The following is a 12,778-nucleotide window of genomic DNA, read 5'->3' as shown; positions in this document are numbered from 1 at the left end:
ACCAGCCGCGACCCACACTGCAGACCCGCCAGCACCAGACCATCAGCAGGTACAAAGCTAGAGATAACACCGTACTAAAGATGAAAACGACCTCTGAGTGTGCGGTTCATAAGGTGGTGTCCGTTTCTGGCTGAGGTGGGAGCAAGGCCGCTGGTGGAGGGTTTGCCGGCTATTGCTTCCTGGCGAAGTTGCCGGTGTCGGCCTCGGTGAGGATCCCGAGTTTGACCAGGCGTTTCAGCTTGGCGCGGGTACCTTCGATGTTCTTCGGCAGCAGTTCGTGGCCGAGGGCTCCGCAGACGTCCTTGGCCCGTAGCGGCCCGGCCGCGTGGTTGAAGGCGGCGAGGATGCGGGGGTAGTCCGGGTGCTCGGGCAGGTCCGGCGCGACGGCTGGGAGCCGGTCGGCGAGGCTGGTGACGGTCTTGCGGGTGATCGTGAGGTGCTCCAGGTGAGTCTCGGCCTCCCGCAACCGGGCCTGCAGGCCGTCGATCTGTGCGCGGAGGTCGTCGGCCAGGGCCCGGGCGGCGTCTTCCTGGAGGTCCAGGGCATCGAGCAGGGGCCGGATGTTCACACTGCCACCGCCTGCGCCGCGGCACAGGCGGTGGCGGTGGCGCTCGCGCCGGTGAGGCGTCGGGTCATGACGTGGGTCATCGCCCGGTAGACGCGGGAGGCGGAAGAGGAGGGACTGTGCTCGTAGTCGCGGACCAAGCACCGGTGCAGGATCAGGATCCCGTAGGTCTGCTCGATCCTCCACCGCTTCGGCTGCGGCACGAACCCCTTGTCCTGCGGGTTGCGTGCGACGATCTCGACGTCAATTCCCAGGCCGACGCCGTGCTCGGCGACCTGGTCCAGCAGGAAGATGCCCGCGGCGTTGTCGTGGCGGGACGTCGACGGCCAGGACGGCGGGGGTGGCCGCGGTCGCGGCGGGAGCGGCGGTGAGACCTGCGACGGCACCTGCGGCAAGGAGTGCGGCCGTCAGAGCAGCCGAGCGGGGCCTGCGGGGGCGGCCGAGCGGTGCGCGTGCGCGCATGGATCCTCCAGGTGGGGGCGGAGACAAGGAACGGATTGCTGAACTCTCAACAACCGCTGTGCACAAGCAGTACCGGAGTTCCGGGCTCCGCGGGATCCCGATTTTCGGTCGTCTTCCTCACCCCACTCCTGCGCCGCCCCCTTGAAACGGCGGGTCACACGGCCGCGGTGTGGGCGGGAGTCTCCGTGTCGGCCGGCGGCTGCTGGGCGGCCTGTCGCTCGGGGCGCCGCAGCATCGTGAAGGCGACGGCGAAGGCGATGACGAGGAGCCCCGCGCCCGTCGCGAAGGCGAGCCGGTAGCCGCCGGTCAGTGCCTCGGCCGCCGTGTGGCCCTCCGCCGCGAGGCTCTCGGTGCGGGAGGCGGCCAGGGTGGACAGAACCGCGACGCCCAGCGCCATGCCGATCTGCTGGGTGGTGTTGAACAGGCCGGACGCGAGACCGGCGTCCTCCTCGCTCGCACCGGACATACCGAGTGTGGTCAGCGCCGGCAGCGCGAGGCCGAAGCCCGCGGCGAGCAGCATGACCGGAAGGAGGTCGACGGCGTAACTGGCCTGCACGGGGACGCGGGCGAGGAGACCGAGGACGCCGATGAGGAGCGCGATGCCCACCAGCAGGACGTTGCGCTCACCGAAGCGGCCGTTGAGGCGGGCGGAGACTCCCAGGGAGACGGCACCGATGACGACGGCTGCCGGGAGCATCGCGAGGCCGGTCTCGGCGGCGCCGTATCCGAGCACCTTCTGGAGGTACAGGGCGACGAGGATCTGGAAGGAGAAGAGCGCGGCGAGCATCAGGATCTGGACCAGGTTGGCTGCGGAGACGCTGCGTGAGCGGAAGATCCGCAGCGGCATGAGGGGGTTCTTCGCTGTGGCCTGACGGACGAGGAACGCGGTGAGCAGTACGGCGGCGAGGGTGCCGAAGCCGAGGGTGCGGCCCGAGGTCCAGCCGTACTCCTCGACCTTGACGACCGTGTAGATGCCGACCATCAGACCGGCGGTGACCAGAACCGCGCCGACGACGTCCGCGCCCGCCTTGAGGCCCAGACCGACGTCAGCGGGCAGGACACGGACGGCGATCGCGAGGACGGCGATGCCGATCGGCAGGTTGATGAAGAAGATCCAGTGCCAGTTGAGCGCGTCGGTGAGCACCCCGCCGAGGACCTGGCCGATGGACGCGCCCGCCGCGCCGGTGAAGCTGAAGACGGCGATGGCCCTGGCGCGCTCCCTGGACTCGGTGAACAGCGTCACGAGGATGCCCAGGCTGACGGCGGAGGCCATCGCGCTGCCGATGCCCTGGAGGAAGCGGGCGGCGACCAGTACGGCGGGCGAGGTGGCCACGCCGGCCAGCAGCGAGGCGGCGGTGAAGACGGTGGTGCCGGCCAGGAACATGCGCCTGCGACCGATCAGGTCGCCGAGCCGCCCGGCCAGCAGGAGCAGGCTGCCGAACGCGATGAGGTAGGCGTTGACGACCCAGCTGAGGCCGGCGGGGGAGAAACCCAGGTCGTTCTGGATGGCCGGCATCGCCACGGTCACGATGGAGCCGTCCAGGACGATCATCAGCATCCCGGTGGCGATGACTCCGAGGGCGAGCTGGCGTGAGCGTTGAGTGGCGGGAGAAGCGGGCGACGGCGCGGAGTCGGATGCGGCAAACATGCGGTCTCTCCTGTCAGTTGGGACGACAAGAAAGACCGTAGCAGATGGTTTTGTTGCAGACTATTTCTTTCGGGCTTACTTTCGCCTACCTGGACTGGCGCGCCCGGCGCGCGGTGCGTGGGGCCTCGGTGGGGGTTGTCAGGCCGTCCTCGACCAGGTGGTTCAAGGCCCGCAGGAGAACCTTCCTGTCCCCGTCGGGCAGCGCGGCCAGAGCGTCGCGATGCACGCGGTCGACGATCTTCTGGCTCTGCCCGGCGACGCGGGCGCCCTCGTCGGTGACGGCGATGATCCGGGCCCGCCGGTCCGTGCTGGAAGGGCGGCGCTCGGCCAGGCCCGCCTTCTCCAGGGCGTCCACCGTCACCACCATCGTGGTCTTGTCCATGTCGCCGATCTCGGCGAGCTGGATCTGGGTGCGCTCCCCCTCCAGGGCGTGGACGAGCACGCAGTGCATGCGGGCGGTCAGGCCGATCTCCGCGAGGGCGGCGGCCATCTTGCTCCGCAGGACGTGACTGGTGTGGTCGAGGAGGAACGACAGGTCCGGTTCGATGCGTGCGGGCGTCATGGCGGTCATGTCTGCCAGCGTAGAGCAAATCGATCCGAGGTGGATTATCCAGAAGAGGCCTTATCGGCAGCCCCCGTCCTCGTAGCTGTAGCTGAGCAAGTCGAGCCGTCAGTCACTCAGATCCACCCGCACCGTCAGCAGATTCGTCCCCATGGTCCGTACGCCCGTGCTGTTCACGCGCGGCAGGGTGCGCAGGCGGGCGATCGGGTCGTCGTCCGGGAGGAGGACGGCCGTGCCGGAGTGCCACCGGCCGCCGATGCGCACGCGCACGCGCGGGTCCGCCTTGATGTTCCGTACGTAATGGGACTTCTCGCCGAACTCCGAGACCAGCCAGAACGTGTCGCCGATGCGGCGGCCGCCGAGCGGGGTGACGCGGGGGAGGCCCGAGGTGCGGCCCGTGGTCTCCAGGAGGGTCTGGAAGGGGAGGCGGCGGGTGACGGGGTTGCCGATGCGGCGCTGGAAGGTGGTGGCGGCCTTGAACCTGAGCTCAGTGATCTTTGCGAAGCGGGACATGGTGGTCTTGTGCCTCCTGCGTTCGTGCCGCTGCTGTCGCGTGCTCTTGAATGGTCTCCCAGAGGGGCAAGCGCTGGGCGAAATGGGCGGGGCGGTGGCGGGTATGCGTGTGGTGACCTGGAACCTGTGGTGGCGGTTCGGGCCCTGGGAGGCGCGGCAGAAGGCGATTCTCGCTGTGCTGCGGGAGTTGAGGCCGGACGTGGTCGGGCTGCAGGAGGTCTGGGAGTGCGGCGGGGAGAACATGGCCGCCTGGCTCGCCGACGAACTCGGGCTGCACTGGACGTGGGCCCCCTCCGAGGCCCCGGAGCGCTGGCAGCGGCGTATCGGGGGCGCCTCCGACGTCAACGTCGGTAACGCGGTGCTGAGTCGCTGGCCCGTCGTCGAGAGCGAGGCGATGCGGTTGCCGGCGCCGGATGACCTGGACGACGGACGGCTTGCCCTGTACGCCCGGCTCGCCGCCCCCGGCCACCACGTGCCCTTCTTCACCACCCACCTCACCTCCGCGACCCACGCCTCGGCCGTCCGCTGCCAACAGGTCACCGCCCTCGCGGAGTTCGTGGCGAAGAGGCGGGACGGCACCGCCTTTCCGCCCGTCATCACCGGTGACTTCAACGCCTGGCCCGACTCCGACGAGATCCGTCTGCTCGGTGGGTACAAGACCGCGCCGCCCGTCCCCAGGCAGGTCTTCCTCGACGCCTGGGAAGCGGCCGATCCGGCGGCTCCGTCCGCGACTTGGGACGCCGCCAACCCGTACATCGCCGCCGGGTTCAGTCCCAGTGTGCGGATCGACTACGTCTTCGTCGGGCCGCCGGGGCGGGGCGGGCTCGGGCATGTGCGCAAGGTGGAGCGGGCGGGGCACGGACCCAGGGAGGGCATCTGGCCGTCCGATCACGCGGCGGTGGTGGCGGATCTGGCCTCCGCCTGAGCGGCGGTCCGGATCTCGGCCCGCGTCCGGTTACAACCATTGGGCCGCCACAGAGGTCACACCGGTGACAGGAGAGCTTGCGCGAGGACGTGCGTCTTGCGCTGCCAACTTCCCTACACCGGGGGCCATTTCATGAATACCCGCCGAGCTTTGGCGCGCCCTTTTCTGGCGACCGCCGCCGTACTGATCCCCGCGGCGCTGCTGTCCGGAACCGTTGCGCCCACCGCGTTCGCCACAGAGTCGCCGAGTCCGTCGGCCTCGCCGTCGGGGGAGCCCGCGTCGCCGTCTCCCTCCGGCTCGGTGTCGCCGTCGCCGTCTCCGTCCGGTCCGGCGGCCGAGTCGCCTTCGGCGAGCGGTTCGCCGTCGGTGTCCGCCTCCCCGTCCGCCTCCCCGTCCACGTCGCCGGGGCCCACCGACCCTGCGGCCTGCACCGGTGAGAAGAGCGACGAAAACCTGGCCGTCACCACCTCCGGCGACGCCAAGAAAATGCTTCCGGGCGGGAGTTGGCGCAACATCACGGTCAAGGTGGAGAACCGTGCCGACACCGCGTTCAAGGGAGTCGAACTGAGCCTCCACAAAATCGGGTACCTGGACGGGCCCGACTTCCTCCAGGAGATAATGGAGTTCATCAATATCCAGCAGCGGGACGCGAAGACCCGTACGTGGGTGGACGTCCCGTTCGAGGATTTCTGGCAGACCGCCTACCTGCCCGATCTCGACATTGCCGCCCGCAAGACCGTGACTCTCGATCTCCGTATGAGCGTCGACGAGAACATTCCCATGCCCCCTGCCTTTCCCGGCTCGGACTACGTGAAAACCGGCTACATCGGGGGCGGCTCCTTCTGGGCCCGCACCAAGCGCGCCGGCGACGACGGCGTGTGCCTGTACGCCAAGGGCAAGGAGTTGTACTTCGACGTCTACAAGTCCGGAACCGAAACCGGCGAGGGCGGCAGCGGCACCAAGCCGCCGAGCAGCAGTGAGCCCAGCCCCCAGGCCGGCACCACGGCACCCGTGAGCCCGTCCCCCGCAACCACCACCCCCACCGGCGACCTCGCCCACACCGGCTCCTCCTCCGCGCTTCCGGTGATCGCCGGCGTGGGCGCTGTGGCTGTGGGCCTCGGCGCCGGTGCCGTGTACGTCGTACGGCGCCGCAGGTCCGGCACCGAGGCTTCCTGACCGAACCCGACCCGGTTACCTTCCCAGGAAGATCGGGTTCGTGAACGCGGCCAACGCCCCGGGCAGAGGCGCGAGTACGGCCTCGTGCCGCACCTCCGCCCGGACGTACGCCGCGTACTGGGCCGTCGTACGCCACTCCACGACCCCCGAGCCCGCCACCGGCAGGACCGCGCTCGTGAACAGGACGCCCTGGTCCGTCACGAAGCGGACCGTGCAGCGCGGGGCGCCGGACACCTCCAGGCGGACCGTCACCGGGGCGGCCTTGGCGACCTTCAACCGGCCCCCGATGTCCGCGTGTTCGCCCTTCGGGCCGGACGCCGTGAAGGAGAGGGAGACGTTCTTCGACTCGGCGACGTACGACCGACCCGCCCGCAACCCCTCCTGGATCGCCTCCCGGGTCAGGTCGTCGGCCAGGACCACCGTCTGCGGGACGCCGACCGGGTCGGGGTCGCGGTGGGCGTCGCTGTTGCCCATCGCCGGAATCCAGCCGCGGCCCCCGTCATCTTCCTGGTCCCTCTTGCGCACCGAGGCGACCAGCATGCCGTCCCAGTCCGCGAGCGCCACCTCGTCCTCCGGCGAGTAGGCGCCGTTCCACACCTCCACCGCGTCCGCCTCGGCGAAGCCGAACTTCCAGTTGCAGCCGATGCAGGTGGCGTGCGGGTGGGCCGGGACCACCAGGCCGCCCGCCTTCCGGATCTGGCGGGCGTACTTGCCGAAACGGTTGTCGCGGGCCCGGTAGCGCCAGTCGACGAACGTCCCCGGATCGACGCCGAGCGCGACCACGTGACCGTTGCGGGTCGTCACCTCCTCGCCGAGCAGGATGAGGAGGTCGTCGCCTGCCTGGTCGGCCCAATGGGCGTGCGCCGACTGGGTGTTGTGCTCCGAGGAGTTGATGAAGTCCAGGCCCGCCGCCCGTGCCAGGGTCGCCAGCTCGGCCGGGGTGCGGCGGCCGTCCGAGTACCAGGAGTGGAGGTGGCAGTCGCCCCGGTACCAGGCCCGGCCCCGTCCCTTCGCGCGCTCGGGCGGGTAGACCGGCCGGACGGCGGTGCCGGGCTCGCCGTACGTCAGCGTGATGGTGATCTCGTACGAGAGGCCCTGCGGGGAGACCGTGTAGGGGCCCAGCGCGATGTGCCACGTGCCCGCCTTCACCGGGCCGGGGATGTAGCCGGGGGTCGCGTCGTCCGCGCGGACGAAGAACTCCGTGCGGGCGCCGCCCGACCAGCCACGGAAGCCCTTGCCGCCCAGTTCGGTGCCGCGCTGGTCGAAGACGCCGATGTCGAGCGCGTTGCCCGCGGTGCCGGCCGGGACGGGCGGCCGGTCGTAGGTGTACGCGACCCTCAACTCCCGTACGCCGTCCGGGATTTCGACGGGCAGATAGACGAAGTCGGGGGAGCCGGTGGGCAGCGTGCCCCGTACCGTCTTCGTCTCCGTGCCGGGGGCCGCGGCGGCCGGGTTGCCATCGGAGAAGGTCACGCTTCCCAACGTAAGCGCGGCGGCGGCTCCCGTCACGAAGAGGGCGCGTCTGCCGAGGGCGGTTCCGGGGCGGTCGTCTTCGCACATGCTGCTGCTCCCAGGGTGTCGGGGTGTGGCAGGGGTGGCGCGCACAACACTCGTAGCTCGCACAGCTCGTATCCACTCTCGTATCCGGGAGTGAACTCCCGTACAAGGGAGGGGAATCGCCATCTTTCGAATGTGCAGCGCACATCCGTCCCGGAGGTCGCTCGCCAACCAATGCCGACCGGTCGGTATGGACAGACGACGCACCGCCCGGTACAGATATGGGCATGCGCCTAGCCGTCACGATCTTCCTCACCGATGAGACGATCACCCCGACCCGCCTCGCCCGTGAGCTGGAACAGCGCGGGTTCGCCGGGCTGTATCTGCCCGAGCACACGCACATCCCGGTCGAGCGGACGACGCCGTACCCGGCGGGCGGCGACCTGCCGCCCGAGTACGGCCGCACCCTCGACCCCTTCGTCGCGCTCGGCCAGGCCGCCGCCGTCACCGAGCGGCTGGCCCTCGGCACGGGCATCACGCTCGTCGCCCAGCACGACCCGATCGACCTCGCCAAGCAGATCGCGACCCTCGATCACCTGTCCGGCGGACGCTTCACCCTCGGTCTCGGCTACGGCTGGAACGTCGAGGAGGCCGCCGACCACGGGGTGGAATGGCGCACGCGGCGCGAGCTGACCCGGGACCGGATGGCCCTGATGCGCGCCCTTTGGTCGGACGAACCGACCGCGTACGAGGGCGAGTTCGGGAGCGTACGGGCGAGCAGCGCGTATCCGAAACCCGCACAGAAGGCGCGCGGGCCGGTCGTCGGACCGCGGACCCTCATCGGTGGTTCGGCGGGGCCGAAACTGTTCGCCCACATCAGTGAGTACGCCGACGGGTGGCTGCCGATCGGTGGGCGCGGCCTGTCCGAGTCGCTCCCCGTGCTGCGGTCGGTGTGGGCGGACGCGGGCCGCGACCCCGAGGCCCTTCAGATCGTCCCGTACGCCGTTCAGCCCACCCCGGGCAAGCTCGCGCACTACGCGGAGCTGGGCATCGAGGAGGCCGTGGTGCAGCTCCCGCCGGCCGGGGAGGCCGAGGTGCTGGGCCTGTTGGACGGTTACGCGCAGTACCTGTAGCCGCAAGTGCCGCCCTGTGACGTTCGGCACCCAGAACGGACAGGGCGGTCTCTGCAGGACCTGATCACATCGATCGTATGCTCGAAGGATGACGACTCCCGAGACCTCCGGAACCGGCCCCACCGAGCGCCCCGGCGCCACCGGCCCGACCGAGAACTCCATGCGTCGCGCCCTCAAACGCGCCCGTGACGGCGTCGCCCTCGACGTCAGTGAGGCGGCGGTGCTGCTCCAGGCCCGCGGAGAGGCCCTCGACGACCTCACCGCGTCCGCGGCCCGGGTGCGGGACGCGGGGCTGGAGGCGGCGGGCCGCGCCGGCGTCATCACGTACTCGAAGAGCGTCTTCATCCCGCTGACCCGCCTCTGCCGGGACAAGTGCCACTACTGCACCTTCGTGACCGTGCCCGGCAAGCTCCGCCGGGCGGGCCACGGGATGTTCATGTCCCCCGACGAGGTCCTCGACATCGCCCGCAAGGGCGCCGCGCTCGGCTGCAAGGAAGCGCTGATCACCCTCGGCGACAAGCCCGAGGACCGCTGGCCGGAGGCGCGCGAGTGGCTCGACGCGCACGGCTACGACGACACGATCGCGTACGTCCGCGCCATCTCCATCCGCATCCTGGAGGAGACGGGGCTCCTGCCCCATCTCAACCCCGGGGTGATGTCCTGGACGGACTTCCAGCGCCTGAAGCCGGTCGCCCCGAGCATGGGCATGATGCTGGAGACGACGGCGACCCGGTTGTGGTCGGAGCCGGGCGGCCCGCACTACGGCTCCCCGGACAAGGAACCCGCCGTACGGCTACGGGTGTTGGAGGACGCGGGCCGGTCGTCGGTCCCCTTCACCTCGGGCATCCTGATCGGCATCGGCGAGACCTACGAGGAGCGGGCGGAGTCGCTCTTCGCGCTGCGGAAGGTGTCGAGGGCCTACCACAGCATCCAGGAACTGATCATCCAGAACTTCCGCGCCAAGCCGGACACCGCGATGCGCGGCATGCCCGACGCCGAACTGGACGAACTGGTCGCGACGGTCGCGGTGGCCCGCCACATCATGGGCCCGGCGGCGTGCCTGCAAGCTCCCCCCAACCTGGTCGACTCCGAGTACGAGCGGCTGATCGGCGCGGGCATCGACGACTGGGGCGGCGTCTCCCCGCTCACCATCGACCACGTGAACCCGGAACGCCCCTGGCCCCAGATCGACGAACTGGCCGCGAAATCAGCGGCAGTCGGCTTCGAACTGCGCGAACGCCTCTGCGTCTACCCGGAGTTCGTCCAGCGCGGCGAGCCCTGGCTCGACCCGCGCCTGCTCCCGCACGTACGGGCCCTGGCCGACCCGGAGACCGGCCTCGCTCTCGCGGACGCGGTCGTCGAGGGACACCCGTGGCAGGAGCCGGAGGAGGTGTTCGTGGCGTCGGGCCGTACGGATCTGCATCACTCCATCGACACCGACGGCCGTACGTCCGACCGGCGCGACGACTTCGACGAGGTGTACGGCGACTGGGGCGCCCTGCGGGAGGCGGCGGCGCCCGGGATGGTGCCGGAGCGCATCGACACGGACGTACGGTCGGCGCTGGCGACGGCGGCCGACGACCCCACGCGCCTGACCGACGACGAGGCGCTGGCGTTGTTCCACGCGGACGGCGCGGCCCTCGACGCGCTGACGCGGATCGCGGACGACGTGCGCAAGGCGGCGGTCGGCGACGACGTCACCTACATCGTCACCCGCAACATCAACTTCACCAACGTCTGCTACACCGGCTGCCGTTTCTGCGCCTTCGCCCAGCGCCGCACGGACGCCGACGCGTACACGCTGTCGCTGGACCAGGTGGCGGACCGCGCCGAACAGGCCTGGGACGTAGGGGCAGTCGAGGTCTGCATGCAGGGCGGCATCCACCCGGACCTGCCGGGCACCGCCTACTTCGACATCGCGCGCGCGGTGAAGGAGAGGGTGCCCGGCATGCACGTACACGCCTTCTCACCCATGGAGGTGGTGAACGGCGCGTCCCGCACCGGGATGTCGATCCGCGAATGGCTGACAGCCGCGAAGGAAGCCGGCCTCGACACGATCCCCGGCACGGCGGCGGAGATCCTCGACGACGAGGTCCGCTGGGTCCTGACGAAGGGCAAGCTGCCCACGGCGACCTGGATCGAGGTCGTCACGACGGCACACGAGCTGGGCATCCGCTCGTCCTCGACGATGATGTACGGCCACGTCGACCAGCCCCGGCACTGGCTCGGCCACTTCCGCACGCTGGCCCGCATCCAGCAACAGACGGGCGGCTTCACGGAGTTCGTGACGCTCCCCTTCATCCACACCAACGCGCCGGTGTACCTGGCGGGCATCGCGCGTCCCGGCCCGACGATGCGCGACAACCGGGCGGTCATCGCCATGGCCCGGCTGCTCCTGCACACCCACATTCCCAACATCCAGACCAGCTGGGTCAAGTTGGGCACGGAGGGCGCGGCGGAGATGCTCCGCTCGGGCGCGAACGACCTGGGCGGCACCCTGATGGAGGAGACCATCTCCCGTATGGCGGGGTCGAGTTACGGCTCGTACAAGTCGGTCAAGGATCTGATCGCGGTGGCTGAGGCGGCCGGGCGGCCGGCCAGGCCCCGGACCACCCTCTACGGGGAGGTCACGGAGGAACGGCAGCGGGCGGCGGCTGTTTCGGACGGGCATCTGCCGGAGCTGCTGCCTGTGCTGGAGTGAGGGGGCGGTTTCGGTGGCGGCTTCGGGCGGTTTCGGGCGGCTTCGGGCGGCGCGAGGTGGAGAGCGACGTCAAACTCGTTGGAGCTGGTCATGGACGCCGTGACAGCATGCGGCCATGCGATCCGATGTCACACTCCGCCTTCTTGACCGGACGCTCCTCACGGAATTGCTGCACGCCGCGGTCGAGGACGCCGATCCGCTCGAGGTGATGCCGCCGGTGGAGGGTCCAGGTGGACCGGATGGATGGACGCCGGAGCGCCGGTCGGCGTTCGTGCGCTTTCACGAGTCGCGGTCGCTGGCGGCAGACCCCGTGGAGACCACCTTCGCCATCGCTGTTTCGGGGCGAGTCGTCGGAGCAGCACGGCTGTGCCCTGTGGAGAAGCAGGCCGGGACGGCGGAAGCGGGGGTGTGGATCGGACGGTCCCACCGAGGCGTCGGCGTGGGCGGTGCCGTACTGGAACTCCTTCTGGAGCAAGCTCGCGCAGCGGGGTTCACCTCCGTGTACGTGAGCACGGAGCCGCACAACACTGCGGTGCGGGCTCTCCTGGCCGGGATCGGTGTGGATCTCGTCCCTGACTGTCCTGACGGTGACGCACTCACGGCGCGCGTGGATCTCACGGCTGAGGCAGACGTGGCCCAGGAGGCGCGATACCGCGCACTCGACGAGACGGTGTCGCGGCTGTACGTCGAAGGCCGGTTGGGCGATGCCCTGAAGGCGGTGCAGGACGAGGCTCCCCGGATCCCCCGGCGTCGTGCGGACACCGCACACCTGGCGGCCTGTCTGCTGACGCTCACCGGGCGCCCCGAGGACGCGCTGGCGGAGCTGCGCACCGCGCTTGCCGACGGGGCCTGGTGGAGTCCCGCGATCCTCGTCGATGACGACGACCTGGCCGCCGTTCGCGACCTCGACGGGTTCGCCGCGCTGCTACGCGAGTCCACCGCCCGGCACGCGAGCGCCACCGGGGTCCCCCTTCCTCCTGTCGTACGCCGGCCACAAGGCACCCCCCGAGGTGTCCTGGTCGTCCTGCACGGCGCCGACCAGGACGCGGCTCTGGCCGCGGAACAGTGGGCGCCCGCCGTGGACGCGGGCTTCGTCCTCGTCGCCGTCGACTCCTCGCAGCGGTCGACCCCGCTCTACCGCAGCTGGCCTGACACCGGCGTCGGCATCCGGGACATCACCGCGGCCCTCGCCGAGCTGGACGAGGCCGACAACTCCCTGCCCCTCCTGGCGGCGGGCTTCTCCGCGGGCGCCCGCGTGGCCGTGCTGTGGGCACTGTCCGACGTAGCCGTACGCCCCTCCGGGTTCCTCGCATTGGGCCCGGCACTCACGCCGGCACACCTCGACGGGGAACGGCGCGTGAGGGCCGCGCAGAGGGCGGTGCGCGGCCGGATCCTGGTGGGCGAGCAGGACGACGACGTCACCCCGGGGGTCTTCGACGCCCACGAGGTGCTCACCGACGCCGGCGCGGACGTCACCCTGGAGACCGTCCCCGACCTGGGCCACGACATCCCGGCGGACTTCGCGCGGCGTCTTCCGGTGCTGCTGGACTCCTTGCTGGCGGCGCGGCCTCGCCCTGCGGGGCGGTGAGGACCTGC

The 12,778-nt window shown here is 70.4% G+C and carries 11 protein-coding genes and 1 pseudogene; 5 read left to right on the top strand and 7 right to left on the bottom strand.

The window, feature by feature from the left end; all coding sequences use genetic code 11:
• Positions 1 to 169 precede the first annotated feature (169 nt).
• The 5 genes and pseudogenes from ACH4TV_RS28595 to ACH4TV_RS28575 form a co-directional block, all read right to left on the bottom strand.
• Complete coding sequence (locus ACH4TV_RS28595; protein ID WP_398402975.1) at positions 170 to 568, bottom strand: hypothetical protein; 399 nt, start codon at positions 566 to 568, stop codon at positions 170 to 172.
• A pseudogene (locus tag ACH4TV_RS28590) lies at positions 565 to 888 on the bottom strand (IS5/IS1182 family transposase); the annotation flags it as partial. The gene ACH4TV_RS28595 and the pseudogene ACH4TV_RS28590, both read right to left, overlap by 4 nt.
• Positions 889 to 1,181: 293 nt before the next feature.
• Positions 1,182 to 2,675 (bottom strand): MFS transporter, encoded by a 1,494-nt coding sequence (locus ACH4TV_RS28585; protein WP_398402973.1) that lies wholly within the window; start codon positions 2,673 to 2,675, stop codon positions 1,182 to 1,184.
• An 85-nt stretch (positions 2,676 to 2,760) separates the two neighbouring features.
• Positions 2,761 to 3,246 carry a MarR family winged helix-turn-helix transcriptional regulator gene (locus ACH4TV_RS28580; RefSeq protein ID WP_398402971.1) on the bottom strand — a complete coding sequence of 162 codons (486 nt, stop codon included), beginning with the start codon at positions 3,244 to 3,246 and terminating at the stop codon, positions 2,761 to 2,763.
• A gap of 99 nt (positions 3,247 to 3,345) precedes the next feature.
• The gene (locus tag ACH4TV_RS28575; protein WP_398402969.1) at positions 3,346 to 3,750 is read right to left on the bottom strand and encodes a nitroreductase family deazaflavin-dependent oxidoreductase; all 405 of its coding nucleotides are present in this window, start codon (positions 3,748 to 3,750) and stop codon (positions 3,346 to 3,348) included.
• A gap of 103 nt (positions 3,751 to 3,853) precedes the next feature.
• On the opposite strand from ACH4TV_RS28575, the gene ACH4TV_RS28570 reads away from it, so the two are divergent.
• Positions 3,854 to 4,675: an endonuclease/exonuclease/phosphatase family protein gene (locus ACH4TV_RS28570; protein WP_398402967.1), complete on the top strand. Its 822-nt coding sequence runs from the start codon at positions 3,854 to 3,856 to the stop codon at positions 4,673 to 4,675.
• Positions 4,676 to 4,788: 113 nt separating this feature from the next.
• Here the strand turns inward: ACH4TV_RS28570 and ACH4TV_RS28565 are convergent, their stop codons facing one another.
• The gene (locus ACH4TV_RS28565; protein ID WP_398402966.1) at positions 4,789 to 5,157 is read right to left on the bottom strand and encodes a hypothetical protein; all 369 of its coding nucleotides are present in this window, start codon (positions 5,155 to 5,157) and stop codon (positions 4,789 to 4,791) included.
• Positions 5,158 to 5,161: 4 nt separating this feature from the next.
• Here ACH4TV_RS28565 and ACH4TV_RS28560 point away from each other — a divergent pair, with 4 nt between their 5' ends.
• Positions 5,162 to 5,851 (top strand): LAETG motif-containing sortase-dependent surface protein, encoded by a 690-nt coding sequence (locus tag ACH4TV_RS28560; protein ID WP_398402964.1) that lies wholly within the window; start codon positions 5,162 to 5,164, stop codon positions 5,849 to 5,851.
• 15 nt (positions 5,852 to 5,866) lie between these two features.
• Here the strand turns inward: ACH4TV_RS28560 and ACH4TV_RS28555 are convergent, their stop codons facing one another.
• Positions 5,867 to 7,411 (bottom strand): CehA/McbA family metallohydrolase, encoded by a 1,545-nt coding sequence (locus ACH4TV_RS28555; protein ID WP_398402962.1) that lies wholly within the window; start codon positions 7,409 to 7,411, stop codon positions 5,867 to 5,869.
• A 224-nt stretch (positions 7,412 to 7,635) separates the two neighbouring features.
• Between ACH4TV_RS28555 and ACH4TV_RS28550 the strand changes: the two genes are divergently transcribed.
• The 3 genes from ACH4TV_RS28550 to ACH4TV_RS28540 all read left to right on the top strand — a co-directional run bounded on the left by ACH4TV_RS28550 (position 7,636) and on the right by ACH4TV_RS28540 (position 12,770).
• Positions 7,636 to 8,481 carry an LLM class F420-dependent oxidoreductase gene (locus ACH4TV_RS28550; protein WP_398402960.1) on the top strand — a complete coding sequence of 282 codons (846 nt, stop codon included), beginning with the start codon at positions 7,636 to 7,638 and terminating at the stop codon, positions 8,479 to 8,481.
• 88 nt (positions 8,482 to 8,569) lie between these two features.
• Positions 8,570 to 11,182 (top strand): bifunctional FO biosynthesis protein CofGH, encoded by a 2,613-nt coding sequence (locus tag ACH4TV_RS28545; protein ID WP_398402958.1) that lies wholly within the window; start codon positions 8,570 to 8,572, stop codon positions 11,180 to 11,182.
• 115 nt (positions 11,183 to 11,297) lie between these two features.
• Positions 11,298 to 12,770, top strand: a complete 1,473-nt coding sequence (locus tag ACH4TV_RS28540; protein ID WP_398402956.1) for a GNAT family N-acetyltransferase — start codon at positions 11,298 to 11,300, stop codon at positions 12,768 to 12,770.
• Positions 12,771 to 12,778 lie beyond the last annotated feature (8 nt).

Origin of the sequence: Streptomyces sp. NPDC020898, assembly GCF_044333925.1 — a bacterium.
GTDB lineage: Bacteria > Actinomycetota > Actinomycetes > Streptomycetales > Streptomycetaceae > Streptomyces.
This window is presented reverse-complemented; position numbering and strand designations above follow the sequence as displayed.

Bases quoted from the DNA above. Each gene is read 5' to 3' on its own strand.
- ACH4TV_RS28585 (WP_398402973.1), bottom strand. From the start codon at position 2,675: ATGTTTGCCGCATCCGACTCCGCGCCGTCGCCCGCTTCTCCCGCCACT.
- ACH4TV_RS28580 (WP_398402971.1), bottom strand. From the start codon at position 3,246: ATGACCGCCATGACGCCCGCACGCATCGAACCGGACCTGTCGTTCCTC.
- ACH4TV_RS28575 (WP_398402969.1), bottom strand. From the start codon at position 3,750: ATGTCCCGCTTCGCAAAGATCACTGAGCTCAGGTTCAAGGCCGCCACC.
- ACH4TV_RS28570 (WP_398402967.1), top strand. From the start codon at position 3,854: ATGCGTGTGGTGACCTGGAACCTGTGGTGGCGGTTCGGGCCCTGGGAG.
- ACH4TV_RS28560 (WP_398402964.1), top strand. From the start codon at position 5,162: ATGCTTCCGGGCGGGAGTTGGCGCAACATCACGGTCAAGGTGGAGAAC.
- ACH4TV_RS28555 (WP_398402962.1), bottom strand. From the start codon at position 7,411: ATGTGCGAAGACGACCGCCCCGGAACCGCCCTCGGCAGACGCGCCCTC.
- ACH4TV_RS28550 (WP_398402960.1), top strand. From the start codon at position 7,636: ATGCGCCTAGCCGTCACGATCTTCCTCACCGATGAGACGATCACCCCG.
- ACH4TV_RS28545 (WP_398402958.1), top strand. From the start codon at position 8,570: ATGACGACTCCCGAGACCTCCGGAACCGGCCCCACCGAGCGCCCCGGC.
- ACH4TV_RS28540 (WP_398402956.1), top strand. From the start codon at position 11,298: ATGCGATCCGATGTCACACTCCGCCTTCTTGACCGGACGCTCCTCACG.